A 25,913-nucleotide genomic window follows, 5' to 3' on the forward strand; every position below is an offset into this window, starting at 1 on the left:
ACCGCGCCAGCCGTGCTCACGATCTGGCACGTGTCACGTCGTTGACCCGGCTGGTCACGCCGATGCCGGGTGTGCGCGTCACGATCATGGAATCGGTCGGCAATGAACGAGATAACTTCATAGCAGATGTTTTTTGAAACAGGTTCTAATATCAAATCCGAAACACACGATGCACGGTTTGATCCGGGATGTCCCCTTTCTGTTCGCTGCATTCCCTCGCGTGGTAAGGTGAGCGGGTATATGTACCACGTAGGGGCGGGTTCTGAACCCGCCCCTACAAGCCGCCCCTACGGAACCAGACCATATCACGCAGGTTAATATAAGGGGGCAAAAGCAGTATCTTCCCGATCACCATTCCGGTTGGTTTCCTGTGTGAACTGTGCATTATGAAGCCAGCGTTACCCGCCACAATGCCGGCTAACGCTGGCTCTTTCATCAATCAATCGTGTTTTACGAATGCTTGGCAGGATAGATCACAATCTTACGATTCTCGCCCTCACCTGAACTTTCGGTATAAATTGTTTTGTCGTTACGCAGGGCGAGATGAACGATTCGTCGTTCGTAAGCTGCCATTGGCTCCAGCATAATTGGCCGACCGGTCTGCCTTACCCGTTCAGCCATCCGCCGGGCCAGACTTTCCAGCGATTCCTGGCGGCGCTGGCGGTAATTGCCAACATCAACCACCAGTTGTGGCCATTTCTGCACGCGGCGGCTCACCAGCAAATTGAGTAAAAACTGGAGGGAGCGGAGAGTCTCACCACGCCGTCCGATCAAAAGACCCATTGCTTCTTCATCAGCGCCTTCGACATGGAGCGTGATCGTTGCTTCAGGTTCGCCATTGGGGCCGGTGGCATACGAAATGACCGCCGTCACATAGGCGTGAATATCCATGCGCTCGAGCAGATCTTCAAGAATACGCTGAGCAATTTCGCTCACTTTTTCTACTGATGGCGCCTCTTCCTCGTCTTCAACAACAGTGACACGCACCAATGCTTCATCACCATTCTCACCCGGGTCCAGGACTTCAATCGCAACTTCGTCACGATCACGGCCTAGTTGGGCAAGCGCCAGCTCGACAGCTTCGGCGACGGTGCGTGCGCTGATCTCGATGCGCTTCATAGACACCTCTCGGTCATGGTGACCGTCTTACAACTCTTGCTAACGACGGCGACGGGGATTGGGGTGCGGGCGTGAAGGGCGCTGTTCCACCTGCGTCGGATCACTCTCCTCCACGGCTGCTTCTGTTAATGGACGCATAACTGACCAGAAATCAATTTTTGGCGTTTCGGGTTGGCTTTCAGACGTGCTTCCTGTCGATGCTGATGCCAGTGCTAACGTTGGTGTTGGACGATTATCGGGTGGCAGGAAGCGCAGGTAATTGACCAGCGATCCCCAACCTGACGTGAAGTACTGTTGCACAACACCCACAACACTGCTGACCACCCAATATAACACTGCTCCGGTTGGAAAGGTGAATGCGATATAGCCGAAGACAAACGGCATAATCAACATTGCCTGCGTAAAGGCTTTCTGCTGCGGGTCCTGGACTCTTGGTGTGGCCATCAACTGTTGCATCAACTGTAAAACAATTGAAAGCACCGGCAAAATCAGATATGCAAAACCGGCAAAACCATTCGGCCCGAACGCCGGTACACCCAGATCCATACCAAAGAAGGGGGCAGCCAGGATCTGAGCCAGCCGCTCGTCTTTCAACATTTCAGCCGCCGCCGCACTCAGATTCACCCGCTGCTCAGGCACCATCAGGTGGTAGACCGCCTGATAAACGCCAAAGAAGATCGGTAATTGCAGCAAGAGGGGTAGACATCCACCTACCGGATTAATTTTGTACTCGCGGTAAACGCGCAGGGTCTCTTCTTGCAGCCGTTGCGGGTCTTTGCCGTATTTGCGCTGAATCTCTTTCAAAATCGGCTGCACCTCTTGCATCCGGCGACTCGAGCGGAGTGAGCTGAGGGTGAGCGGCAAAATGAAGAGACGGGCGGCAATCGTGAAGAGCACAATACCCAGCGCCATATTGCCGGTCAACGACGAGAAGAAGAGTAAGAGTTGTTCAAGCAATCCAACAAATGCCGACCAAATGTTCATTGCGATCCTCGTTCGTGTTGTGGAAGTGGTGTATCTGAAACCGGTGACACTGTTTCATTCGTGGGTGCCGGCAGGAGACAGGCCTGCCGCAGTAGCGCAGTAATATCGTCCTGCAATTGTGTGAATGGTGCGTCAATCACCTCTGGTGTGCGAATGGTGAACACCATATCGTAACCGGCCGTCAGTCGTGGGAGCAGCAAGCGCACAGCTTCGCGCACGCGGCGGCGGGCGCGGTTGCGTTGTACGGCGCCACCGACACGGCGACTGACAACGAAGCCGCAGCGTAAGGTACGTCGTCGGGCCGGTGCGACGGTGAGAATGAGCCACGGCGAGGCGAATGTGCGTCCTTCCTGACGCACACGACGAAACTGTTCGGGTCGGCGTAGCCGATATGCACGTCGCATGGATAAGAGAACAAACGGGTTATCGCCGACAGATGACCTGCTGCTCCAGCGTGCTGCCCGGTTCTGTTGGTGATAACCCGTCCCATTCTGCGCTTAGCGGTGGCCGCGGCGCACAGCTCGCCGCTCATCACTGACGGTCAATTTCCAGCGCCCCTTCAGGCGTCGGCGGCGAAGAACTTCGCGCCCATCTTTGGTTGCCATGCGCACCCGGAAGCCGTGCTTACGGCGGCGCGGAATGCGCTTTGGTTGCCAGGTTCGTTTCGGCATTGTATGTACTCCTCAAGGTGTTATTTATAGCATGCCAAAAGCTGATGCCATTATACCCGTCACGGCAGATTGATGTCAAATAGTTGCCTGCCAACCCGCAGGCTGGCAGGCAACAAGTTTTCAATAGTCAGACTTATTCGTCGCGGCCGATCTGCTGGAGTGTACGACGGATAGCGTCACGCTGCCGCCGATTGGTTGGTCGCTCCATTTCGTCTTCATCATCGTCGTAGTCTCGGCGGCGACGGTCACGGTCGCGGTCACGGCGATTATTCGAGCCACCAAACTTGGTCAGCAGATCTTCGAGGGTAGCATTACCCTCAAAGGTCTTGTCATCGTCTTCACCAACGACATAGGTTTCAGGTGCTGTCTGTGCTGCCCTGCGGTCTCGGCGGTCACGCCGCTCATAACGCTCGCCACGCTCACCGCGCTCACTGCGTTCACCGCGCTCACCGCGCTCACTGCGTTCACGAGCGGCCTGAGCTGCGGCGGCAAACCGCTCCATATTGCTCCGGCCGGCACGGGCTGGTGCAGGCTCGGCAGGAGTGGTCGCTGGTTCGGTGGTGGTCTCAGAAGCAGGCTGCTCCTCTTCGAGCCGCATGGTCAGGCTGATCCGCTTGCTCTGCTGATCAACGCCGAGCACCTTCACCTTGACCTTGTCGCCAACCTTGACCACATCTTCAACTTTCTCTACCCGATGAGGGGCAAGCGCCGAGATATGAACAAGGCCGTCGCGGCCAACCCCAATATCGACGAATGCACCGAAGGGAGCGATACCGCTCACCGTGCCTTCGAGTATCTGGCCGGTCTCGAGCTGCTGCATGCGTTGCGTGCGGAGTGCTCGCCGCAGGCTCAGGCTAATACGGGCAGCTTCGCCATCAATCTCGAGGATCTTGAACTGATAGCGCTCACCAACTTTGACTGCATCCTCTGGTTTCTCGACCCGACCCTCGGCCAGTTCGCTGACGTGGATCAAGCCATCTTTGCCGACACCGATATCGGCAAATGCCCCGAAAGGTGCGAAACCGGTAATCACTCCTTCGACCACATCACCGACACGCAGTGCAGCCAGCTTCTCGCGATCAACCTCTTGTCGGCGCGGTTGCTGCTGTTGCGGCTGAGGCTGACGCGCCCGCCGTGGGGTTTCGGCCCGAGCCGGATCGCGCATCGTCAGGCTAATCCGACGTGCTTCTGGCTCAATGCTCTTGACCCACACTTTCACCGTATCACCGATCTGAACTACCTCTGAAGGTGTCTCGATGCGACGGTCGCTCATTTCGGAGATGTGTACGAGGCCATCACGACCAACGCCAATATCAACGAATACTCCATAGAGCGCAATCGAGGTGACCTTCCCCTCTAGCTCCATACCGGGCTGCAGGTCTTTCAGCCGTCGCGGCTTGTGTGGTTGATCATCGCTGACCGGTGTAAAGCTGGCGCCCGTTGCCTCAGAGCCGCTTGAGGCGCTCTCACCCGCTGCGGTCAGGGCCGTTGCTGAAGCATCAGCCTCCCCTGTGACGGCGGGTAAAACCGCCTCCTCTTCAGGGGTAGGCGCTGCCGCCTCCGCCGCCTGTTCGTGTGCAGCGACGGCAGCTTCAGCCGCCGGAGCGCTGGCTGCCGTGTGAGGTGTGTCAGGTAGCTCGCCCGCAGCGACCTCTTCCCTACGTACCTGATCCGTCATTGCCTACCTTCCTCCTCGCGTAATGACAGGTTGCCAATTATGCTTGTAGCGTCTGACAACAGAATTGCCCGACGCTCACCGACAATCTTTATGATTGCATCTGTTGCCGTACAGCCCGCACCAGACCATCATCGTGGAGATCTTCCAGCCGGTAGTATGTTCCGCGCAGATACTCTGCCAGTCGTCGTGATAGCCCTCGTTCGAAGTGTGGGTGTTCGGTATCGATGACAATCGCATGAATCTGATGTTCGGCAATCATCTCGGCAATCCGATACGCCTCTTGTTGAGGCGGCAGATCGGAGATAGAGACATTTGCCTGACCATCGGTCAATAGAACCATCAGCGGTACTACCTCTGCATCACGGCGGCGTGCCCGCTCAAGCAACTCGAACGCGGTTAGCATCCCACGCGATAATGGCGTCTTGCCACCGGTTGGCATCGACTGCAGGCGCCGTTGCGCCAGTTCGACGCTATTGGTGAGCGGCAGGAGCACGCGAGCGTAATCGCGCTGGAAACTGACCAGACCAACCTGGTCGCGGCGTTGATACGCATCGCGCAGCAGCGAGAGAACAGCCGCTTTCGTTGCCTGCATCCGCTCTTCGGCAGCCATACTCCAACTGGCATCCACCACAAAACAGACCGCATTGCGTGTCCGGCGTACCCGCACCTTTTGGCGCAGGTCGGTACGCTTAATCAGTATCTTCGGTCGGCGCCGGTGGGGCATGCCAACGGTATGCAACAACTCGGTACGCCGCTTGCGCTGGTAGATAGCTGCTTCACGTAAGGTCGCATCGAGCGCCAGATCGGTTACCTTTGTAGCACGGCGGCTCGTGATATAGCGGCCCTGCTTCCGTGTCGAGCGCGAGCGTGAACGTCGTCCGGGTGCACGTCGTTGGGTGCGGTCGGGTGTTGCTTCTAGGCGACGCGGCTTAAACAGATCGCCGGCACGATGTTGGGTTCCACCGGTCTGCTGTTCGCTTACAGGTGCTGTTGCTTCTGGTTGCCCGGCACCACCGAGAGGCATGGTTGTACTACCTCCGCCACTCTCGTTGCCACCTTCGTCGTTCGTCTCGCTCACATCGGTGAAGTCAGGGTTTTTTTTTACTTCCGCCTGCACACTCACCTCTTCTGCCCGTTTCCCGTACTGATCGAGAATACTCGCCAATCGTTGCTCATCAAGTTTGACTTCACCGAACGGTTGGCGACGCATACGATGTGGCAGCGCCAGCTCGGCGGCGAGACGAATGTCTTCGGCTACCAGTGTGCGCCGGCCACTCCAAGCGGCGTGGGTGCGTGCCGTCTCAAGAATGGTCAGGTCGGCCCGATGACCATCAACCCCCATTTCGACGCACAGACTGGCGACAACTGCCATATCGGTGCGATCAATCCGCACGTGGGGCAATAAAGCACGGGCGGCGGCGATCCGTTGGGCTAACTTCTCTTCGGCAGCCTGCCATTGCTGGATAAATCCGATCGGATCGGCTTCATAGGCCATACGGCGCTCGATCACGGCGATCCGGTCGTTAACATTGGTGAGACCGACAACTTCTACTGCCAGCCCAAACCGGTCGAGAAGTTGCGGGCGCAATTCACCCTCTTCCGGGTTCATCGTGCCAACCAGGATAAAACGAGCCGGATGCGAGACACTTACCCCCTCACGTTCGACAGTATTGATGCCCATCGCAGCAGCGTCGAGCAAGAGATCTACCAGGTGATCGTCGAGGAGATTGACTTCGTCTACATAAAGCACGCCCCGATTCACCTGTGCCAGGAGTCCTGGTTCAAAGCGGCGCTGGCCTTCCGTGATCGCGTGTTCGAGGTCAAGCGAACCAACAACTCGATCTTCGGATGCCGAAACCGGTAGTTCAACCAGACGGATCGGGCGAACCATCGTTGGCAGCGGCCCTTGCTTCAAACGCTCCTGACAATCGGCACACAAGGCGGCTGGGGTGTCGGGGTCGCAACTGTACGGACAATCAACCACCACAGTAATTGATGGTAGCAGGCGGGTTAGCGCACGTACAGCAGTTGATTTTGCTGTTCCTTTCTCACCCCGGATCAGCACGCCGCCGATCCGTGAATTGATCGCGTTGAGGATCAGCGCACGCTTCAAACGCTCTTGGCCGACGATGGCGGAGAAAGGATAAACCGGTCGTTGCGGAAGATTTGTGATATTCACGACAACAAAAATCTTCTAGCTCAGCGTGAGCCAGAAGCCATAGCAGCAATGCCGCGTAGTTTTAGAATGCAGCATGTTCTTCATCCGACGGGCGAACCTGACCTACGGCAATGCTCACAGCGAACACGTCCGCTTGCTTACAACGAAGCAGCATAGCAATTGTGTCACAAAGCCGCCGAAAAGTCAAATAGTTATTGTATTCGAGATGGCGTAGTAAGGTGTGACTGGTACGGGATGTAAAGACAATGTTTGGCGGTATGTTATAATGAAGTGCTGTATTCCGGGCTAACCGGATGGTAAAGCAGCGTATTCGTCCAATGCAGGCAGTGTTTTCGTCGTCTGGTAACACGTGGAGTACATCTGTGGGTCTCAACCCCTTCAATACGATCTTCGGCGCTTTTAGCCGTGACCTTGGTATCGATCTAGGCACGGCCAATACTCTAGTGCACGTGCGAGGGAAAGGGATTGTGATTAGCGAACCATCGGTAGTCGCAATTGACACCCGCACGAAAAAAGTGCATGCGGTTGGTGCCGAAGCCAAGGCGATGGTCGGCAAGACACCGGCCAACATCGTGGCGGTACGCCCACTTAAGGATGGGGTAATTGCCGATTTTGATGTGGTCGAGCAGATGCTGGCCTACTTTATCAAGAAAGCCCATACACATGCTGCCTTACCTCTGATCGATCCGCGACCACGGGTTGTGGTTGGGGTACCATCGGGTGTGACCGAAGTCGAAAAGCGGGCAGCACGTGAGGCGGCATTAAATGCAAAGGCTCGTGAGGCTTACGTGGTCGAAGAGCCGATGGCTGCGGCAATTGGTGCCGGGCTGCCAGTTGAGGAGCCGATTGGTTCGATGATTGTTGACATCGGTGGCGGTACGACTGAGATTGCCGTGATTGCCCTGGGTGGTATTGTCATTAATCATTCGATCCGCATTGCCGGCGATGAGATCGACGAGGCAATTATTCAATTTGCTCGCCGGGAATACAATCTGCTGATCGGCGAGCGTATGGCCGAGAAAGCCAAGATCGCTGCCGGTTCGGCGTATCCCCTTGATGAAGAGATCAAAGTTGTGCTGCGTGGGCGCGATCTCCTTACCGGCTTGCCGAAGGCCATTGAAGTCAGCTCGGTTGAGTTGCGTGAAGGGATTGCCGGGCCGGTCAATGCGATTGTCACCGAAGTGCGGGCTGCGTTGGAAGAGACGCCTCCCGAACTTGTCGCCGATATTATGGAGCACGGGATTATGCTGGCCGGTGGCGGATCGTTGCTGCATGGTCTCGATAAGCGGATCGCTGCCGAGACCAAAATGCCGGTTCACATCGCCCAAGACCCGCTTTCGTGCGTGGCACGGGGGGCAGGGAAGATGGTCGAACACTTCGACAACAGCGTCTACCAGGATATTCTGATGCGCACCCAGACGACGCGGCGGGTGCGGAGATAGTCCATGCGCGATTTTCTCGACGAACGACCGTTAAAACTGCGGCGTGAAGTAGCCGGTGACCGTGGCTACTGGCGGGTCTTTGCGCTGGCCTTGAGCCTGGTATTGGTCAGTGTCCTGCTGATTGTCCTTGATCGGCAGGGCGTCATTGCACCTGCACGACTGATGGTACGAGAGACGATCCAGCCGCTTGCCGGTTGGTTAACCCAGCGCCGCAGTGAGCTATTGTCGTGGTGGTCAACGCCGCGTGATGTGGCCACGATGCAGGCCAGGATTGCTGAACTTGAAGCGGAAAACACCCGTCTCGCCGCCGAAGTGTTGCGTCTTGAGCAGGCACAGGTTGAGAATATCTTCCTGCGTCAGCAACTCGCGATTACGCAATCATACCCCTGGACTATTTTGGGCGCGGAGGTGATGATTCGCGCTCCCGATGCAGCACGGCGGGTCTTAACGATTGCCCGTGGTGCCAACGATGGAGTGCGCGTTGGGATGGCTGTGATTGGTCAGCAGCCGGGTGGGCCACCGGCCCTGATCGGTGTGGTGGAAGCAGTTGGGCCACGAACTGCTGATGTTTTGATGATTACCGATATTAGCAGTCAATTGAGTGTGCGTCTACTGCAAGCTGATACTGCACCGCTCGGTCTGATGCAAGGGCAATGGCAGCGGGGATCACGAATGCGTGTGGAGTTGTTTGATCGCAGTATTACCATGCGCGAGGGCGATCACGTGGTCACAGCCGGTATTAGTGGGGCGCTTAATCTTCCGCTCGATCTGGCATCAATGCCGACCGCAGTACCGATTGGGGTGGTGGAAACGGTGCGTCAAGAAGGTCAACGGCAAATTGGCGAGATTCGGCCATTCGTCGATCCGGATCAGGTACGCTACGTGTGGGTAATTCTCAGCCAAGACGATTAGAAGAACGCCTGGCCCGCGAGCTGGGTTTGCTGCTGATCCTGTTGGTAATAGCACTGATCCAGGTGACGCTCTTAACCGGCCCGACGGAATTTTCTGTGCCGGTTCTGCTGGTGTTGGCAATTGCCAGAGCACTGGTTGGATCAAGCACCGCCGAACCGGTACGTGGGCTGATCCGAAGTCTGTGGTGGGCTTTCTACGGCGGTCTGGCCCTGGATGTCCTGGGATCATTGCCGATTGGTAGTCATGCTATTGCCCAATTGCTGGCGGTCATTGTTGTTGGGCTGGCAACACGACGATTCGCGGTTGAACGTCCAATCGTGCCGCTGCTGGCAGTAGCATTTGGCACGTTGATTTACGAGGCAGTTCTCTGGCTGATCGTACTGCCGCCCATCAGTGACTGGCAGACTTATGGGTTGATTGTGATGCTACCATCTTTGTTGTTGGCACTTATTCCAACCCTGCCGGTGGTGGCTATAGTGCATCGACTGGTGCGCAATACCGAATATCACTGATGGCGTTTCATTCAGACGATTGCTTGGAAAGCGTGATGAACGGCCATGACACGACTGATTGCTCTGCGCAGTATCCTGTTACTGGTTGTGGTGGTGCTGGTATCCCGGCTGGCCCAACTACAACTGATTGAGACTGATACGCAGCGATTCGGTGCTGACATCGAAGTTACCACCCGTCGTTACCTCACCAATCAGCCACGGCGAGGGGAAATTTTCGATGCCCGTGGTGTGCTGTTGGCCGAGAGTGTGCCGATATATAACCTGGCCGTTATTCCCGGCCAACTGCCTTCCTCCAGCGCTGCACCAGAACAGCTGGCACTAACGCTGGCGCGGCTGGCGCAGATTGCCGAATTACCAGCGATACTGGTGATTGATCCCGGTACTGCGATTGATACCACACCCGGCCTGCGCAGCGATCTCAGCTCATTTGGCAGCTTGCCGACGGCAAGTGATGTGGTGACCATGACTATCGCACCATCTGATGTCCTGCGGGCGCTAGATGTGAGTCAAAAGTACCGCGATATCGCAACGCTGGTCAACCCAATTGAACAGCTTCTTGCGCAGGTAAACGTACGTAGCTACCAGCCCATTGTGATCAAGGAAGATATTTCACCGGAACTGGCGCTGGCACTACGCGAAAATGCTAACTATCTGCCCGGTGCCCGTGTCGTCGAAGGTTTTCGTCGGCGCTACCCGTTAAGTGGCGAGATACCTTCATTATCACACCTGCTAGGATATGTCGGACGGATCGATGCGTGTGAGCTGGTAGCGGTCAATCCGGCAAGCTCATGGTTGCGGGCATTGACTGACATCACCGCTAACGCGCCAACGTGTGGCCTGATGGCAAAATCTATTGAACCAACCAGTGTTGGTCTACCGCCTTATTTGTCGAGTGATCAGATAGGCAAAGATGGTCTGGAAGGTACCTACGAGTCGGTATTGCGCGGCCAGACAGGGATTGACTCGCTCCTGGTCGATGCATTGCAGCGTCCGGTTAGCGGGGTTACTACACTGCGGGCAGTGGCTCATGGGCATGATCTGATCTTAACCATCGATACCCAGTTTCAGGCCGAGGTCGAGCGCATCCTCCAGCGCTGGATCAATGTCGGCGAAGAGCGACGGTTAGCAGCGCGGGAAGCGCACAAACGGGCATATGAACCGATAGTCGCCGGCGTAGCGATTGCACTCGATCCACGTGATGGCCGAATCCTGGCAATGGCTAGCCTCCCCGACTACGATAACAACATCTGGGTAGACCCGGCGCGGATCGCTGAGTTGCAGGCTCTTCTGGCACCATCTGATGCCGAGACCCGGCAGGCATTGCAACGTCTGGCTCCATTCACCAATCGAGCGATTGCCGGTTTATACCCACCTGGATCGACAGTCAAGCAATTTGTTGGCGCGGTTGCGCTTCAACAGGGCATTATCGCGGCAGATACCCAACTCCGTGATCCCGGTTTGTTGCGGTTGATCGAGCGCAGTGGTGCTGAGTTCATCTTGCCCAACTCGGTGCGTAATCGTGATAATGGGCTGATCAACGTTCGTGATGCCTTGCGGCTCTCATCAAATGTCTTTTTTGCCAGTATAGCGGGCGGGAACGATCAGGCGATCAACCTGGATCAGCAGGCCTTACGGATTACCGGTCTTGGCATTGACCAACTGGTGGAAGGGCTGTCGTGGTTTAATTTTGGCCGACCAACCGGGATTGATCTGGTTGGCGAAGCCAGTGGACGGGTGCCAACCCAGGCCTGGAAAGCCCAGGTTCTGCGTGAAGCTTGGACGACCGGTGACACCTATAACACAGCAATTGGTCAGGGTTATCTGGAAGTAACACCGCTCCAGTTGGCAGTAGCAGCGGCGGCTGTCGCAACAGATGGTACTCTGTACCGACCGCATCTGGTTGATCGCATTGTCGATGAAAATGGTCAGCTTATTCAGCAGATGCGGCCAGAGTCGCTTGGGCAGGTTCCGATTGACCCCCGACATCTGGCAACGATCCGTGAGGGATTATTTGCTTCGATCACTAATGGTCTGGGGGTTGCAGCTCGTGAAGTCTGTTCGGGTTTACGCATTGCCGGCAAAACCGGAACGGCGGAGTTTGGCCCCCTCTTGACGACTGCGGATGGCCGGTTAGTGCGGCAAAGCCACGCCTGGTTTGTCGGGTTTGCCCCCTACGAAAACCCGGAGATTGTGGTGGCTGTGCTGGTCGAAGGTGTTGGTGACCTGAACGATGGCTCATCAACGATTGCCGTGCCGGCGGTAACGCAGATTATGCAGGCCTATTTTGGCATTACGCCACCGGCTAACCGACCGGCGATCTGTCCGGTGTTGCCGGGGGAGTGATCTCGTCGGCATTCTGCATGTGTGCCAGTGTAACCGGATGATCAGAATGGGCAAAAGATGTGATTCATCGCTGTCGCGTGATTCATCATCTAATAATGTCTGTTCATCTCATCAGTTCATAAGGTTATATCCGCCTCTTGCTCACAAATGGGTATCATCATATCAAATCTGGTAGAATAGAGGTTAGGCCAAACCAGGCAGCTATTATCCTAATATTGCACCTGAACGATGCACCGCTGGACGGTAGAGGCGACGCATGCGTCGCCTCTACGGCCTGGTGGCACACTTGAACGATATGGTATCACGGGACATTCCCGTGCTGAAGCGCTATCAGTGAGCCGTTGGTGAGTGGTTACGGGTAGGGGAGAACCGGCTCGGCACATCCGTACTCAAGGGCGACGTCAGAGTGGATTATGCCGTGTTTCTGTGCTCCCGATGGACCACTGACCGATGCGATACCCGCCTGACATAGATCACGGCCAGGGCGAAGGCATAGTTTCCACACTCCAGACCACGTACCACAGGCATAAGCGTGAGCGATGGACTATACCAGCGTTCTCTTGTGTGGCGCCACCTTGCCAGAGAAGTTCTACGTTGTCGCTGATGATCCGGTTCCAAATTCCAAATCGGTCAGTACAACCAGGGCATCGAAATCGTCGATCAGATCGGGGGCATACGTGGCTACAGTTGTACGGGCAATTGAACGTTCGGTGTGATCTGTGCGACGCAGCAGACGGGTGATGTCTGCAATATCCTGTTCCCGACCTGCCTGGAGCTTCATCAGGATCAGAAATTGTCGCGCCAGTACCGGAAAGCCGGCACAATCGTACACAGGCTGTGCCAGTGCCTCGTTCAGTCAGGGTTCACTCAATACCAGTACATCAATACTGTAACCGGTTTCATCCTGCGGATGTGCCGTAAATCTGCTGATGGGCAAGGAATTGCCAATGCGATTGTCAGCAGCGGTAAACGCCGCTCGTGCTACCTGTTCATCGCGAGCATGAATGATAATATCGACATCCTGGGTAAGACGCTCTGGAGCGTAGGTGCGTAGTGCTATTGCCCCAATCAGTGCCCAGCCGATGTGGTGTAATATCCGCGATAAGTCTGGTAGTTGTTGCAAAGCGATTCTCCGATCCAGGAATGCATCCGATGAGCCGGTACCTCTGGCAGCACGACGGAGGGCAATGCGAACATACGGGTTTTTGGGGTGTAGCGTTTACACAACTTGCTCCAGCGGTAAAGCTGTGCCAGTTACAGAGGCTTTCGAGTAACAGTGAGTCGTTCTGATGCTTTTTCCGGCATTACACCCTGCCGACACTCTTCCTTACAACACAACGCAGGTTGGTGTATACCAGGTATTTCCCACGTTGTGTTAGAAGGGTAACGACGTGAGGTGGCATATTCAGGATGGCAGGACGCTTCAGACACACTGGAAGTTGTCAATTACTGACAGACTACAGAATGTGGCGATAATACATAGCATCCCTGTGAAGGTAGACGCCGTGACACATGCCTGATCATAAGTACGGCTGTTGCGGCAGCCATGCTGCCGCACTTCAAACGATGCGACACATACATGACAAGCGGGCAAGACAACCAATCCGGCGTGTAATGGCACGACCGGAGCGACTCTCTTGCATAAATGGGTTGTGAGCAGGATAGGCAGTCTTTGTTTATTGGCAGACGTTCATTCGCCTGTGCGATGACCGGGTAGCACGACCGCACCGCTTTGTGAGATAAGTTCTACCCTGCCCGCGGCAATGTCAGCGTGAAGGTACTTCCTTTACCGATGCCGGCACTGGCAGCGCTGATGTCGCCACCCATGGCCCATGCCAGATGGCGGGTAATGGTGAGACCGATCCCACTGCCGCCACTGGTACGGGCACGTGAAGGGTCGGCCCGGTAGAAGCGTTCAAAGATGAAGGGCAGGTGTTCGGCAGAAATCCCGATCCCGGTGTCTTCCACGATGACCTGTACGTTGTCGTTGTTGAGTTCGGATCGCACAGTGATACAACCGCCTTCTGGGGTGTAGCGTACTGCATTGCCAAGCAGGTTGAGTAGGATTTGGGCGACGCGGTCAGCATCGGCATGAACCAGGATCGGTTGCTGATCGGGGGCAAACTGTACCTGGAGACAACTGTCGAGCACTTGTGGTTGAATTTGCGCCACGACCCGCCGGATGACGTCGTTGACGTCGAAGGTCGTGAAGTGGAGTGCGATCTGACCGGCTTCAACTCGCGAGAGGGTCTGAAGATCATCAACCAGCCGGCGCAGACGACGTACTTCCTGTTTCATGTCGAGGAACGTATCGGCGGTGTTGGGTAGCACGCCGTCGATCAACCCTTCGAGGTAGCCTTCAATGCCGGCGAGCGGTGTGCGTAGCTCGTGGGCAACGTTGCCAATCATCGTGATGCGCCGTTGTTCAATCTGCTCCAGTGCCTCAGCCATCTGGTTGAAACTCTCGGCAACGGCACGTAGTTCGTCGCTGGCGGGAACCGTAACTCGTTCGTCGTAGCGTCCGGCGGCGATACGGCGACTACTGCGGGCAATGCTGCGCAGCGAACGCAAAATGACCTGAACCAGCAGAATACTGGTGGTGAGACCAGCAATGGTAGCGGCGACTGCGGCAACCGTCAGCGCCTGCACGACCGCAGTACGTACAGTGGCAACCTGGTCGGGGGCGATGCTCTGTTCAATCAGTATATTGGCGGTGAGGTTGAGTGTCACCACTCCGACTACCACCACCAGCATTTGCGCTCCAATCATTTGCCAGCGTAGTTGCCGCCAGAAGCGCATGGCTTGCCACCTTCACCATTATCGCATTGACCACCGCGCTATGCCGGTGTATCAACAAAGCGATAGCCAACGCCGCGTACCGTCCGAATAACATTTTCGCCGGTAATGGCCTCGATTTTGCGCCGAAGCTGACTGACATACACATCGACAACCCGGTCGGTGCCAAAGAAATCAGCACCCCATACCTTTTCAATCAGGTCTTCGCGACTGAGCACACGATTGTGGTTGCGGGCCAGGGCCAGCAAGAGATCGAATTCAGTCGGTGTTAGCTCCAACAGTTGACCATTGGCCCGGGCTTCGCGGGCTTCCGGGTCAATTTCGACGTGCGTAAAGCACATCAGCGAACTTTTGGCCGTTTTGTTGCGTTGCCGGCGCAAAATAGCTTCTACCCGTGCCACCAGTTCGCGTGGACTGAAGGGCTTGGTGAGGTAGTCATCGGCGCCCACGCGCAAGCCGGCAACCCGATCCATCTCGTCGCTCCGTGCAGTCAGCATCAGGATGTAGACATCTGAACGTTCGCGCAGACGGGCAGTGATCTCCATGCCGTCCATACCGGGCAGCATTAGATCGAGAACGATCAAATCAGGTTGCTCTTCAAGCGCCGTCTGCAACCCTTCCGGGCCGGTCGTTGCACACAAGACGCGGTACCCGGCGTGTTCGAGGTAGGCTTTGGCGACATTGCGAATACTGGCTTCGTCATCGACAACGAGAATGGTCGGCTGCATACATCCTCGCACGGATACTGACTGTTCACGCGGTAGAGACGTTATTGACGCTCCTGTCGCGATACACCTCACAGGCGAGCATTGCTCAGCACAACGCCGAGGAGGTTGGCTTTCACCTTCTCAAGTTTTTGACGAGCCTCGCGCACGCGATCACGGCGCGAGCGACCGGCCTGCACCACCAGGAGTACCCCATCGACACGGGTAGATAGCACCAGCGCATCGGTAACGTTCTGCACCGGCGGGGTGTCGAAGATGATAATGTCGGCGGCCTGGCGCAGACGGTGCAACAGCCCTTCCATACGCCGTGAACCGAGGAGATCGGCCGGACGGGGCGGAAGCGGGCCGCTTAGGAGCAGGCTCAACCCCGGCACCTCGGTGGGCTGGATCGCCAGCGGTGCTTCCTGGTCAAGGATGGCGCTGGTCAGTCCCTGATCGTTGGCCAGCCCAAAGATCGTGTGCAGCATCGGCTGGCGCAGATCGCAATCGACAAGCAACACGCGCTGTTCGGCCTGGGCCATCGTGACGGCTAGATTCGCTGCGGTTAGACTCTTTTCCAGGGTCGGTTCGGCTGAAGTGATCAATAGCGTGTGAATTGGCTTATCAAGACTCGAAAAGAGAATATTGGTACGAAGGGTGCGATATGCTTCCGCAGCGGCAGACGCCGGTTCGCGCAAGGTAATCAGCACCTGCTCAGAGGGCGAGGTCACAATCATGACTCCTACCTGTTCAAACCCAATGCATAGCGCGGGTTACACTCTCGCAACAAGATGACCGACTGACGAGTTGCTACCGTTCGCTAAGCGGAATAGCGCCGAGTGTGGGCAGCCCAACAAAACGCTCAACATCTTCAGACGTTTTCAGGGTGTCGTCGAGATATTCGAGCACGAAGGCCAGGACGATCCCTAAGACCAGGCCGAGAATCGCTCCGGCCAGCATATTGATGCGGGTGTTGGGGCGAATCTCGACCAGACGCGCCGGCTGAATCCGGGTTACGTTGATGCGAGCGGTGCCTTCCAGGGTTGCGTTAATTCGATTTACTTCGGCGACGATCCGTTCGCCCACAGCATCGGCCAGCGCCTGCGATTGATCGAGACGGGGCAGATCGACCTCGATCACGATCTTCTGCTCGTCAGGGCGCGGCTGGATGTTGACATCTTCCATTAACCGTTCACCGCTGATGTCAAGCCCGATCTGCTGGCTGATCTGGTCGAGCACGCTGGGTTGCATCACCAGCTCGCGGTAGCTGTTCATCGAGTTGCGCAGCACGATGTTCAGGCCGTTGTCGGCCTGATTGGCCAGCGCCAGATAGACCGCCTGCGAGCGATAGGTTTGCGGGAGTAGCTTGCTGATCACATAGGCGCTGCCCACCGCGGCGATGGCGGTGAGAACGATCACCCACCAGCGTTTTACCAGGACATTTACATAGTCGCGGATTTCCATAATCGATTCTCCCTGCGTTCGTAGAGCACAGTAGCCGCAACTGCCAGCGCGAACCCGGCGATCAGACCAAGCGCCGTGCGCAAGGCAGCGTCAAATACTACTGAGCGCAGCGATGTTGCCGGTTGGGGTGTACCAACGCCATCAAGAACAACCACACTCAGTTGGGTGTCGGGACGACCCCAGAATGCCAGACCTTCGGTTTGCAACACGGTAATCGCCGCTTCGACTAATGCTTGTGCCGCAGCCGGTGACGATGCCTCACCGGAGATGTCCACGGCACGGTGGAGCGGATTTATCCGTAAACCTTGCTGAATCTCAGCCAGGGTGAGATTGATGTTGCGAGTTGCCAACAGTGGGCTAACCTTTGCCGCAAAACTGGCACTACTCACCACCTGTGGCATATCGTCGATGATATATTCGGTTATCTGCCAAATCTCTGCCGAGTCGGTTGCTGTTGTCGCCGGATAGGTAATCAAGAGCCTAGCAGTGGCTGTGTAGCGGGGTGGCTGTTGCAGATCAAACCAAAGGCTTAGCCCACCGGCGATCAGCGCCGGTACGAGCATTAACAGCCAGAAACGGCGCACAACGCGAAGAAGGGTTGTTAATTCCATAGTCGTGCAATATTCCCATCGTTGTTCTCATCACCATCTTACTATACTTTTCCGCATCGTGCGAGATAAAGAGGTTTAGTAGACATAAAAATAGTTACTCAAACGGCCAGTAAGCGTTGGCAGGTCATGCTCTGTTCAAACTCGCAGAGCCGCCCTTCGCGCTGGGCCGTCAGTGCTTCGGCAACGAAGCTGCGGAAGGTGTTGAGAAAGCGCTCGCGGCTAAACTGTTCGGCGTGGCGACGGAGTACTAGCGGGTCAATCGTATCAGTCCGCGAGAGGGCGACGGCAGCGGCCAAAGCGGCGGCGGTGGGCTGATAGAAAAAGCGACCGGTGACACCCTCGATCAGCGTTTCCAGCGCTCCACCGGCTGCGTAGGCAATGACCGGTCGGCCTACAGCCAGCACTTCGAGCGGTGTAATGCCAAAATCTTCTTCGCCGGGGAAGATGAAGGCACGACAGCGGGCAAACAGATCGAGGCGGGTGGTTTCATCGACCCAACCCAAAAATTCGATGTTAGGGCCGGCCATCCGCTCAAGCCGGGCGCGGTCGCGGCCATCACCGAAGATTTTCAGCGGCAAACGTAAACGATTAAACGCCTCAATCGCCAGTTCCAGCCGTTTGTACGGGATTAACCGGCCACCGGCAAGGTAAAACTCTTCAGGTGGCTGCGGCTCATACGGCGGTAGATCAACCGGGGGCGGAATAACCTTTGCCGGACGGCGATAATAGCGGGCGATGCGTCCGGCAACCTCGTGCGAATTGGCTACGAACAGATCGACCCGATTGGCGCTCACCGTGTCCCAGATGCGGAGGTAATTCAACAGGAATGGCAGCAGGTGGGCCTGGATACCGTTAATCTGCTCACGGGCCACGTAGTCATCGGTGCGCCAGGCGAAGCGCATCGGGGTATGGCAATAGCAAATGTGCAGCGCACCCGGACGCGGAATAATCCCTTTGGCAAAAGCGCTCGAACTACTGATAATGAGATCGTAGCCGCTCAGATCAAACCGTTCAAAGGCGGTTGGGTAGAGGGCAACGTAACGGCGAAACTGGGTTCGCCAGGCCGGCAGTTGTTGCATGAACGAGGTGCGAATGTCCCAGGTTCGATACGCAGCCGGCATGGTAGTCGGATCAAAGATCGAGGTATAGACCGGCGCCGTTGGAAAAAGATCGTGGAGCGCCTCGAGCACGCGCTCGGCGCCGCCGTACTGATTGAGATAGTCGTGAACAAGAGCGACCCGCATGGTCAATGCCTATCCTACCCGGCCAATTGCCGTTGCCGGATAGGATAGCACAAGTTGGTAGTTATGATGCATTGGCTGTGGATGGTGGACTGAATTGACGGCGCAGGGCCAGACTGATGGCGGTCATCAACGCCATGGCACCGGTGCAGGCCAGGTATGCGGTAGAGAGATCAAAGGCGTCGGCGATGCTGGCCATCAGAGCAACGGCGATCAGGGTACCGATGCTAATCGCGATGTTAATGACGCTCTGAGCCACACCGCGATCACCGGCGGCGACCTCTTCGAGCACCAGGGCGCGCAGGGTGCCACCAACCACGATACCCAGGCCGCTACCCATAATCAGCGTTGCCAGAATAAAGAGCCAGAAGGGGGCGGCGGGCAGGCCAAGCAGCCCCGTCCCGATCATCAGTTGGCCGTAACCAATCAGCATCGCCATCCGACCACCGATCCGGGGTAGGATGCGTCCGGCGATGATCGACGTTACCGAAGCCAGAAAGACCAGCGGTAGCAAGAAGAAGCCGGCCTGACTGATTGGCACGCCAAAGTTGACTGCTACCGAGGTGATAAAGATAATGCTCCCCATTGCGATCCCGGAACCGGCAGCCAGCAGGTAGACGACCTGCAACTGGCGGTTGGTAAACAGACGCGGTGGAAGCAACGGAGTCGGGGCGCGCACCTCACGCCATGCCAGCAGTGGGGTGAGCAGAGCCACCAGCAGGAAGAGCCACGGCCAGAGTGTCAACCCCAGTAAGCGATCAAGAAGCTGGTTGATGCCCAGAGTGACGCTGACCAGAATCAGCACCAGCAGCGCCAGTCCCGGCCAGTCAAAGGCGGTGGCGGCAGTTGCCCGGTGCACGGCAGTCGCACGGGGTAGCGCACGCCAGCCCAAAAAGACAACCGCAGCCGCGACTGGTAGATTGAGCAGAAAGATCCATTGCCAGGCGGCCACCGCCAGGATGAGCGACGCCAGTACTGGGCCGACCAGGAAGGCCATGCCCGACGTGGCGCCAATCAGACCCAGTGCCTTCGCCCGTTCCGCCGACGGTAACACGTCACCGATCACAGCGCTAGCCGTGGGCGTGATCCCACCGGCACAGACACCCTGCAATGCCCGCCCAATCAGCACCATCGTCAGGTCGTGGGAGAGGGCGATGATCAGAGAACCGAGGGCAAAGCCAAACACATTCAACAGATAGACATTGCGGCGTCCGTAGCGATCACTCAGACTCGCCATCAACGTCGTGCTACTGAGTGAGAAGAGTGTGAAAATGATGGAGACCAGCACAACCTGGGTATTGTCAATTGCGAATGCTGCTCGCAATGCCGGCACTATCGGCCCGATAATTGCCGAGTCGAGCGCCGACATAAAGACGCCTACAAACAGCACCGTCATAATGGCACGGCGGGTATCAGTTTCAGGCACAGCCACTGAAGCCATGAGACCTCCTTTTGTGCTGGTCTATGCTGTTATGTTCTTACCTCATGCAGTTGCCGATTGAGCAAGCGGTATCGGGTAACGTCAGGTTACTCGATCACGTGGAATTGGGTTTGCCGACCGTGCAGCCACTCCATGCGACTGCCGGTTAACACAGCATCTTCTTCCAGGGCAATCCGTACTGGCTGATCGTCCCACTCAGGCACGATTGCCACATTATTCAGCTCAATCGCGTAAACCGTTTCGTCGTAGAGTGGGTAATCACCGGCACCGGGAACGCCATCTTGCCTGTCCCAGAGACCAATGGTCGGGCCAGCCGCATGACCGTGAAAGCCGAGGGGATGCGAATAGATAGACGGCTGTAATCCGGCATTTATCGCCCGCTCACGGGCGGCTGCCAGCACCTGATTACCGGTGCGTCCAACCTGCATCTCGGCCATGACAATATCTTGCAAATGGTTGGCCTGCGCCAGGGCAGTAACCAGGCCGGGCGAGGGTGCGGTTTCACCACGGGCGAGAACGTAAGCGTGCTGTTGCTGGTCGGTACACAGACCGAGATGACAAAAGCCAACGTCGCAATGGAGCAGGTCGCCGGGCCAGATACGATTGCGCGTCGCGGGTGTATTGAACGGCATACCACGCGCCTGGATACTGACCGTAGGCTGAAACCACGCCCGTAAACCGGCCTCGTGCATCGTCTGCCGCAGCCACCAGACGACATCGTCAGTGGTCGTGATGCCGGGAGTGATGACGGTACGGGAGAAGGCGGTAGCGATCAATCGGTGTCCAAGCGCAACCAGCTCTGTGTACACAGCCAGTTCCGCCGGGATGCGTCGTTCGAGCCAACCGATGACCAGTGGCTCCGCACTGACACAGCGGGCAGCGAGTGGGCCGAGTGCCGCCAGCAAGCGTTCGTGCTCATGGTGGGAAAGACCATCGGCGAAGGCGAAGGTGGCTGAGGTGTTGATACCGATGCGCTGCGGATCGTACTCGCCGACAATCCGGGCCAGACAGTCGTCCTGCGACTCGGTATCAGGGTGCCATACCTGCTGGTAGAGATCGCCGTAGCCGTAGCGATCTAACGTGAGCCGGTCAATGACACCATCATCACGGCGGGCAAAGATCAGAATCGTGCGACGGCGAGCGTTCATTGCCGGCGCCGGCAACAGGGTCATGATAACCGGGTCTTCATTGTATTCACGGGCAACGACAATCCAGAGATCAATGCCGGTGCGTTCCATCAAGGCGGGCAACAGCATGGTGAGACGTTCGGCCAGCCACTGATTCTGCACATCGGCCTGCCGGCGGAGCGAAGGTTCGATTGGCGTGATTGTCATATGAGTAACAGTCTACACATGAAAGGTAATCGTCGCTTTTCATTATACCGCATGTGATGACAGTGCCGTTGTAACTGCCGCTGTCAACGTGGTCAACGTAAACGGCTTCGCCAGAAAAGAGACCAATCCACTCGTGCGTAAATGTGGTGGCAATTCCTGTTGCGAAAAACCGCTCATTAAAATGATGCGCAAGGTGGGAAGCTGTTTGAGCAGAGTAGTTGCCAGTTCATCACCGGTCATGCCCGGCATCGTGAGATCGATTAAGGCCAGGAGAATGTGTGAGCCGTGTTCCTGCATGATCTGGAGAGCTGTATCGCTGCTTTCTGCTTCGTGAACGGTAAAACCAAGGCGATGAAGCATGCGCTGAGCAACCTGACGGACTTGCAGTTCATCGTCAACTAGCAACACCATTTGCTTGTCGCCTGGGGTTGTATCTGGCTGGGATGTGACAGTCGATGGCGATGGCAAGGGGGGATTATCGGATACGTCAGATGCAGTGGCAATTGGCCAGAAGATAGCAAATGTTGTGCCTTCGTGCAGCATAGTGTCGAGCTTAAGGGCACCACGATGAGCGCGGACAATCCCGTTTACGGCTGCTAGGCCAAGACCACGACCGGTAAATCTGGTACTGAAGAATGGATCGAATATCCGGGCTTTGGTTAGTTCATCCATACCGTGGCCGGTATCCTGCACAATCAATGCCGCATACCGACCAGGTGGCTGGTCGGCACCGATCTCCATCTTCTGCATATCGGTGGCACTCAACTCGCGGAGTTCGGTTGTAATCCTTACGATGCCAGCACCATCAATTGCTTCGGCGCCATTTATCACCAGATTCATCAATACCTGACGTACCTGAGCAATATTGGCTTCGATAGGGAGTGGGGTTGCTGAAGGGTGGAAAATCAACTCGATGCGATGTGGTACCAGGCTACGCAGGATGGTTTGCATTTCATCTACTGCTCGTCGCAAATCGATGCGTTGCATAACCGACTGGTGGCGACCGGTATACGTCAGGAGATGATTGGTCAATTCGGTGGCACGCAGGGCCGCCTGCTCAATCTGCACCAGCAGGTCGTAGAGTGAATGATCGGCGGATACTTCATTCAAGACGAGCGATACATTGCCCAGCACACTGACCAGCAGATTATTGAAATCATGGGCAACACCGCCGGCCATAACGCCCAGACTTTCAAGGCGTTGGGCTTCACGTAGACGTTGTTCGATCCGTTCCCGTTCTAGTTCGAGCTGTCGTCGTTCGGTTACATCGAGCGAAATGCCGGCCACGCCGTAGAGGTTGCCTTCGTGGTCGAAGAGAGGAAACTTTACCGTTGTAAATGCTGTTAAGCCGTCGGCTGTCCAGCGATCATCATCGCGCTGAATGGGACGACGTTCCTGAATCACTTCCTGATCGAAAGCGCGATAATAGGCAGCCAGGGCAGGAGCGAAGAGTTCATCGTCAGATTTCCCGATCATCTCCTCTGGCCGATAACCGGAGAAGCTGGCTAAACGCTCATTCACCATCAGATAGCGCCCTGCAGCGTCTTTGACAAAGATGAGAGCTGGTATCTGATCGATGATGTCTTGCAAGAGGCGGCGACCGGTTTCGATGGCAGCTTTTGCAGCACGTCGGGCGGAAATGTCTTCAATTAGGCGTACCAGAAATGTAATCTTGCCATTCTCATCACGTACCGCCGAGCAGGTCAGGCGAGCGTACACAATATGACCATCTTTGTGGAGATACCGCTTCTCGATGGTGTAGCTGTCGCGTTCCCCGTTGAGTAGCTCGATCCACAGCTCCAGATCGCGTTCACGGTCTTCAGGATGTGTGCGGTGTAGGATCATCTTGCCAATGATCTCATCACGTTCAACCCCAAGGATGGCGGTAATCGCACGGTTGCAATCGAGAATGCGGCCACTCTCTTCGATGATGACAACCCCTAGACTCAACTGATCAAACAGGGTTGCGAAGCGACGCTCACGATCACGCAGGGCTGCGGCGAGGCGCTGCTCTTCCTCGTGTACCCGTACCCAATCGGTAACATCACGATTGATCTTGCCAATCAGTATCAGGCGGTTGGCTACATCGTAGACCGGAAAGTAAGTTGTTTCAGACCAAAACTGTTGATCAACAACTCGACCCTCAAGTCTGGCTTCGGCGGTGTTGTATGGAGTTGGTGGCATGGTAGTAATCTGTCCCCGTCGTGCTGATTCAAATGCGGCGACATAGCCGTGCTTTTGCGCGGCCGGATCGTTGTAGATGTTGTAGACGCCGACAACCTGATCGATAGGTGTAGCAACTAGTTGCGCGTTGGCCTGATTCATTGCTACTGCCAGTCCGTTGAGCGAAAAGAGTATCATTGGGATCGGCAACTGGTGAAAAAGAGTGTCGAATGGCAACTGGTTTGTCACCAGATTAGCGGAAATCTGTGCTCTCAAGAACGAAAGTTGCTGGCGCAAGAGAGCATTTTCGCGTTCGAGAGATCGCAATCGCTCGTGTATGTCCATGATCGTCTCCTTTGGAGCATTGCGTTGTTACCCAACCGCTTATCTGGCCGGATTGATGGAGTATCTACCTTTACTGCTCGATAATCGGATGGGATGGTATAGCGGCAGGAGGCAGTACGTGTAGGTATTGCCTCTGCTGCCATGTTCTGCGCATGATCAACGACCACTGAAATTGGGCGCACGTTTCTCGATAAATGCCTGCATCCCCTCTTTTTGGTCGGCACTGGCAAACAGCAGATAGAAATTGCGCAACTCGATAGCCAAACCCTCGCGCACGGTAGTTTCGGCGGCCATACGGACCGCCTCTTTCGCCAACTGTACAGCCAGTGGTGATTTGGCGGCAATGGTTTGCGCGATACGACGGGCTTCTTCGAGTAGGCTTTCAGGTGGGCAGACCCGACACACCAAGCCGTGGGCGAGAGCTTCCTGAGCACTGATGGTTGCGCCGGTCAGGATCAATTCCATTGCGCGATATGGACCAAGAGCGCGGGTCAGCCGTTGGGTGCCGCCAGCGCCGGGAATAATGCCCAGATTAATTTCCGGTTGTCCGAACTGCGCATTTTCACTGGCGATGATGATGTCGCACATCATTGCTAGTTCACAACCACCACCGAGTGCATACCCGTTCACAGCAGCAATCACCGGTTTGCGTACCGCGGCAATGCGTGCCCAGCGCGCAATCATGCCACTGGTAAGCATATCAATAGGCGTTGCATTGGCCATCGCTTTGATATCGGCTCCGGCAGCAAAGGCCCGTCCAGCACCGGTGATAATAATCACGCGGATTGAGTCATCGGTATCGCAGGCTTCTAAATGGCGGATCAAATCATCAATCAAGGCTGGACTAAGTGCATTGAGTGCCTGGGGACGATTGAGGGTGAGGATGGCGATGGGGCCTTCAATTGTGCTGAGAACCAGAGACTCTTCACTCATACGTTGATCTCCTTGTACATAAACGACGGGACTGTCGTTTGCCGACAATGATACCCTGTAACAGATACGCGTGTGCAGAATTGTATAGCTTTTGCGAAAGGCTCCTCTCGATTGTACCACGCCCGTTGCACGAAATAACCTCTCTATGATACATTGAAGCCAGGAAAAGCCGGGTTGCTCGCGCCACCAAAAGGAGACGTGCCTTGACCCCAGTAGAAGACCCTAATCTGCCTGGTCGGATTACGCCGGCAATTGAAGATTATCTGAAGGCTATCTACCTGCTTCAGCAGCAGGTTGGTGCGGTGACGACGACCTTGCTCGGCGAACAGCGTGGTTCGCGACCCGCATCGGTCACCGGTATGATTAAAAAGCTGGCTGAGATGAATCTGGTACAGCATACCCCGTACCAGGGCGTGATCCTGACTCCGGTCGGTGAGCGGATTGCGCTTGAAGTGATTCGGCATCATCGCCTGCTCGAACTCTATCTGGTGGAGGCCCTCGGTTATAGCTGGGACGAGGTTCATGAAGAGGCTGAGCGGCTGGAACATCATATCAGCGAGAAACTCGAAGCCCGGATCGCGGAGCGGTTGGGGTTTCCCGATTTCGATCCGCATGGTGATCCGATTCCGGGTATTGATGGTGTCTTGCCGACCACGCGCACGATCCGTCTGGCCGATCTGCCGCTCAATCGGCTTGCCCGGATCGTGCGGGTGCGCGATCAGGCGGCTGAACGGTTGCGATACCTGGCCGACCTTGGGCTAGTGCCTGGAGCATGGGTCACAGTGGTAGCGAGTGCGCCTTTCGATGGCCCACTGACGGTGCAGATCGGGACGAATGAGCCAACGCCGCTCGACCGTCGGTTAGCGCGCACGATTGAGGTTGAGGTGGAGTCAGAGGCTGCGTGATGTGGGCAAGGGGGTCGTTCTTCTTCGTTGTGCTTCCGAAGGTGCACCGCAGAGACACAGAGAGCATAGAGGGATGTAGCGCTGCAGCATGCTTTCCTCCTCCGGCGTGTTTCCGGTGGCAGGGTGGTAGGTTCCC

23 protein-coding genes are annotated in these 25,913 nt (G+C 56.2%); 5 read left to right on the top strand and 18 right to left on the bottom strand.

Translation table 11 applies throughout. From position 1 onward, the window contains the following. Positions 1 to 450 precede the first annotated feature (450 nt). The 6 genes from jag to VAE55_RS08230 form a co-directional block, all read right to left on the bottom strand. On the bottom strand, positions 451 to 1,119 hold the full coding sequence (gene jag / locus VAE55_RS08205) for an RNA-binding cell elongation regulator Jag/EloR (RefSeq protein ID WP_322815304.1): 669 nt from the start codon (positions 1,117 to 1,119) through the stop codon (positions 451 to 453). 39 nt (positions 1,120 to 1,158) lie between these two features. Next, entirely contained in the window at positions 1,159 to 2,103 is a 945-nt protein-coding gene (locus tag VAE55_RS08210) for a YidC/Oxa1 family membrane protein insertase (RefSeq protein WP_322815305.1), read from the bottom strand. Next, a complete protein-coding gene (gene rnpA / locus VAE55_RS08215) occupies positions 2,100 to 2,507 on the bottom strand; it encodes a ribonuclease P protein component (protein WP_322815306.1) in 408 nt (135 codons plus the stop codon). Before rnpA ends, VAE55_RS08210 begins: the two co-directional genes overlap by 4 nt. A gap of 93 nt (positions 2,508 to 2,600) precedes the next feature. Beyond that, positions 2,601 to 2,774: a 50S ribosomal protein L34 gene (gene rpmH, locus VAE55_RS08220; RefSeq protein WP_322815307.1), complete on the bottom strand. Its 174-nt coding sequence runs from the start codon at positions 2,772 to 2,774 to the stop codon at positions 2,601 to 2,603. 133 nt (positions 2,775 to 2,907) lie between these two features. Further along, positions 2,908 to 4,452: a S1 RNA-binding domain-containing protein gene (locus tag VAE55_RS08225; protein ID WP_322815308.1), complete on the bottom strand. Its 1,545-nt coding sequence runs from the start codon at positions 4,450 to 4,452 to the stop codon at positions 2,908 to 2,910. A gap of 88 nt (positions 4,453 to 4,540) precedes the next feature. Next, positions 4,541 to 6,631, bottom strand: coding sequence for a putative cobaltochelatase (locus VAE55_RS08230; RefSeq protein ID WP_322815309.1), 2,091 nt, complete (start codon positions 6,629 to 6,631; stop codon positions 4,541 to 4,543). Positions 6,632 to 6,993: 362 nt separating this feature from the next. Between VAE55_RS08230 and VAE55_RS08235 the strand changes: the two genes are divergently transcribed. From VAE55_RS08235 to VAE55_RS08250, 4 genes are read left to right on the top strand one after another with little or no spacing between them, the layout of a single operon-like run. After that, entirely contained in the window at positions 6,994 to 8,073 is a 1,080-nt protein-coding gene (locus tag VAE55_RS08235; RefSeq protein WP_322815310.1) for a rod shape-determining protein, read from the top strand. Between the two features lie 3 nt (positions 8,074 to 8,076). Continuing rightward, positions 8,077 to 8,985 carry a rod shape-determining protein MreC gene (gene mreC, locus VAE55_RS08240; RefSeq protein ID WP_322815311.1) on the top strand — a complete coding sequence of 303 codons (909 nt, stop codon included), beginning with the start codon at positions 8,077 to 8,079 and terminating at the stop codon, positions 8,983 to 8,985. Next, complete coding sequence (locus VAE55_RS08245) at positions 8,958 to 9,497, top strand: rod shape-determining protein MreD (protein WP_322815312.1); 540 nt, start codon at positions 8,958 to 8,960, stop codon at positions 9,495 to 9,497. Before mreC ends, VAE55_RS08245 begins: the two co-directional genes overlap by 28 nt. Positions 9,498 to 9,542: 45 nt before the next feature. After that, a complete protein-coding gene (locus VAE55_RS08250; RefSeq protein WP_322815313.1) occupies positions 9,543 to 11,840 on the top strand; it encodes a penicillin-binding transpeptidase domain-containing protein in 2,298 nt (765 codons plus the stop codon). 589 nt (positions 11,841 to 12,429) lie between these two features. Here VAE55_RS08250 and VAE55_RS08255 read toward each other — a convergent pair. From VAE55_RS08255 to VAE55_RS08310, 12 genes are all read right to left on the bottom strand, one after another. Next, positions 12,430 to 12,672: a hypothetical protein gene (locus VAE55_RS08255; protein WP_322815314.1), complete on the bottom strand. Its 243-nt coding sequence runs from the start codon at positions 12,670 to 12,672 to the stop codon at positions 12,430 to 12,432. A 24-nt stretch (positions 12,673 to 12,696) separates the two neighbouring features. Then, the gene (locus VAE55_RS08260) at positions 12,697 to 12,963 is read right to left on the bottom strand and encodes a hypothetical protein (RefSeq protein WP_322815315.1); all 267 of its coding nucleotides are present in this window, start codon (positions 12,961 to 12,963) and stop codon (positions 12,697 to 12,699) included. Between the two features lie 623 nt (positions 12,964 to 13,586). Then, positions 13,587 to 14,639, bottom strand: coding sequence for a sensor histidine kinase (locus tag VAE55_RS08265; protein ID WP_322815316.1), 1,053 nt, complete (start codon positions 14,637 to 14,639; stop codon positions 13,587 to 13,589). 38 nt (positions 14,640 to 14,677) lie between these two features. Continuing rightward, on the bottom strand, positions 14,678 to 15,364 hold the full coding sequence (locus VAE55_RS08270) for a response regulator transcription factor (protein ID WP_322815317.1): 687 nt from the start codon (positions 15,362 to 15,364) through the stop codon (positions 14,678 to 14,680). A 68-nt stretch (positions 15,365 to 15,432) separates the two neighbouring features. Continuing rightward, a complete protein-coding gene (locus tag VAE55_RS08275; protein WP_322815318.1) occupies positions 15,433 to 16,077 on the bottom strand; it encodes a CpsD/CapB family tyrosine-protein kinase in 645 nt (214 codons plus the stop codon). A 73-nt stretch (positions 16,078 to 16,150) separates the two neighbouring features. Next, on the bottom strand, positions 16,151 to 16,804 hold the full coding sequence (locus VAE55_RS08280; protein WP_012256017.1) for a YveK family protein: 654 nt from the start codon (positions 16,802 to 16,804) through the stop codon (positions 16,151 to 16,153). Next, a complete protein-coding gene (locus VAE55_RS08285; protein WP_322815319.1) occupies positions 16,783 to 17,415 on the bottom strand; it encodes a lipopolysaccharide biosynthesis protein in 633 nt (210 codons plus the stop codon). Before VAE55_RS08285 ends, VAE55_RS08280 begins: the two co-directional genes overlap by 22 nt. A 98-nt stretch (positions 17,416 to 17,513) precedes the next feature. Continuing rightward, the gene (locus VAE55_RS08290) at positions 17,514 to 18,659 is read right to left on the bottom strand and encodes a glycosyltransferase (RefSeq protein WP_322815320.1); all 1,146 of its coding nucleotides are present in this window, start codon (positions 18,657 to 18,659) and stop codon (positions 17,514 to 17,516) included. A gap of 61 nt (positions 18,660 to 18,720) precedes the next feature. Then, on the bottom strand, positions 18,721 to 20,097 hold the full coding sequence (locus VAE55_RS08295; RefSeq protein WP_322815321.1) for an MFS transporter: 1,377 nt from the start codon (positions 20,095 to 20,097) through the stop codon (positions 18,721 to 18,723). Between the two features lie 86 nt (positions 20,098 to 20,183). Beyond that, positions 20,184 to 21,431 (bottom strand): M24 family metallopeptidase, encoded by a 1,248-nt coding sequence (locus tag VAE55_RS08300; protein ID WP_322815322.1) that lies wholly within the window; start codon positions 21,429 to 21,431, stop codon positions 20,184 to 20,186. A gap of 42 nt (positions 21,432 to 21,473) precedes the next feature. Next, positions 21,474 to 23,939, bottom strand: a complete 2,466-nt coding sequence (locus VAE55_RS08305) for a PAS domain S-box protein (protein WP_322815323.1) — start codon at positions 23,937 to 23,939, stop codon at positions 21,474 to 21,476. A gap of 156 nt (positions 23,940 to 24,095) precedes the next feature. Further along, positions 24,096 to 24,872 carry an enoyl-CoA hydratase-related protein gene (locus VAE55_RS08310; RefSeq protein ID WP_322815324.1) on the bottom strand — a complete coding sequence of 259 codons (777 nt, stop codon included), beginning with the start codon at positions 24,870 to 24,872 and terminating at the stop codon, positions 24,096 to 24,098. 203 nt (positions 24,873 to 25,075) lie between these two features. On the opposite strand from VAE55_RS08310, the gene VAE55_RS08315 reads away from it, so the two are divergent. After that, positions 25,076 to 25,777, top strand: a complete 702-nt coding sequence (locus VAE55_RS08315; protein WP_322815325.1) for a metal-dependent transcriptional regulator — start codon at positions 25,076 to 25,078, stop codon at positions 25,775 to 25,777. Positions 25,778 to 25,913 lie beyond the last annotated feature (136 nt).

The organism is Chloroflexus sp. (assembly GCF_034432675.1).
GTDB lineage: Bacteria > Chloroflexota > Chloroflexia > Chloroflexales > Chloroflexaceae > Chloroflexus.

Bases quoted from the DNA above. Each gene is read 5' to 3' on its own strand.
- jag (WP_322815304.1), bottom strand. From the start codon at position 1,119: ATGAAGCGCATCGAGATCAGCGCACGCACCGTCGCCGAAGCTGTCGAG.
- VAE55_RS08210 (WP_322815305.1), bottom strand. From the start codon at position 2,103: ATGAACATTTGGTCGGCATTTGTTGGATTGCTTGAACAACTCTTACTC.
- rnpA (WP_322815306.1), bottom strand. From the start codon at position 2,507: ATGCGACGTGCATATCGGCTACGCCGACCCGAACAGTTTCGTCGTGTG.
- rpmH (WP_322815307.1), bottom strand. From the start codon at position 2,774: ATGCCGAAACGAACCTGGCAACCAAAGCGCATTCCGCGCCGCCGTAAG.
- VAE55_RS08225 (WP_322815308.1), bottom strand. From the start codon at position 4,452: ATGACGGATCAGGTACGTAGGGAAGAGGTCGCTGCGGGCGAGCTACCT.
- mreC (WP_322815311.1), top strand. From the start codon at position 8,077: ATGCGCGATTTTCTCGACGAACGACCGTTAAAACTGCGGCGTGAAGTA.
- VAE55_RS08250 (WP_322815313.1), top strand. From the start codon at position 9,543: ATGACACGACTGATTGCTCTGCGCAGTATCCTGTTACTGGTTGTGGTG.
- VAE55_RS08265 (WP_322815316.1), bottom strand. From the start codon at position 14,639: ATGCGCTTCTGGCGGCAACTACGCTGGCAAATGATTGGAGCGCAAATG.
- VAE55_RS08270 (WP_322815317.1), bottom strand. From the start codon at position 15,364: ATGCAGCCGACCATTCTCGTTGTCGATGACGAAGCCAGTATTCGCAAT.
- VAE55_RS08275 (WP_322815318.1), bottom strand. From the start codon at position 16,077: ATGATTGTGACCTCGCCCTCTGAGCAGGTGCTGATTACCTTGCGCGAA.
- VAE55_RS08280 (WP_012256017.1), bottom strand. From the start codon at position 16,804: ATGGAAATCCGCGACTATGTAAATGTCCTGGTAAAACGCTGGTGGGTG.
- VAE55_RS08285 (WP_322815319.1), bottom strand. From the start codon at position 17,415: ATGGAATTAACAACCCTTCTTCGCGTTGTGCGCCGTTTCTGGCTGTTA.
- VAE55_RS08290 (WP_322815320.1), bottom strand. From the start codon at position 18,659: ATGCGGGTCGCTCTTGTTCACGACTATCTCAATCAGTACGGCGGCGCC.
- VAE55_RS08295 (WP_322815321.1), bottom strand. From the start codon at position 20,097: ATGGCTTCAGTGGCTGTGCCTGAAACTGATACCCGCCGTGCCATTATG.
- VAE55_RS08300 (WP_322815322.1), bottom strand. From the start codon at position 21,431: ATGACAATCACGCCAATCGAACCTTCGCTCCGCCGGCAGGCCGATGTG.
- VAE55_RS08305 (WP_322815323.1), bottom strand. From the start codon at position 23,939: ATGGACATACACGAGCGATTGCGATCTCTCGAACGCGAAAATGCTCTC.
- VAE55_RS08310 (WP_322815324.1), bottom strand. From the start codon at position 24,872: ATGAGTGAAGAGTCTCTGGTTCTCAGCACAATTGAAGGCCCCATCGCC.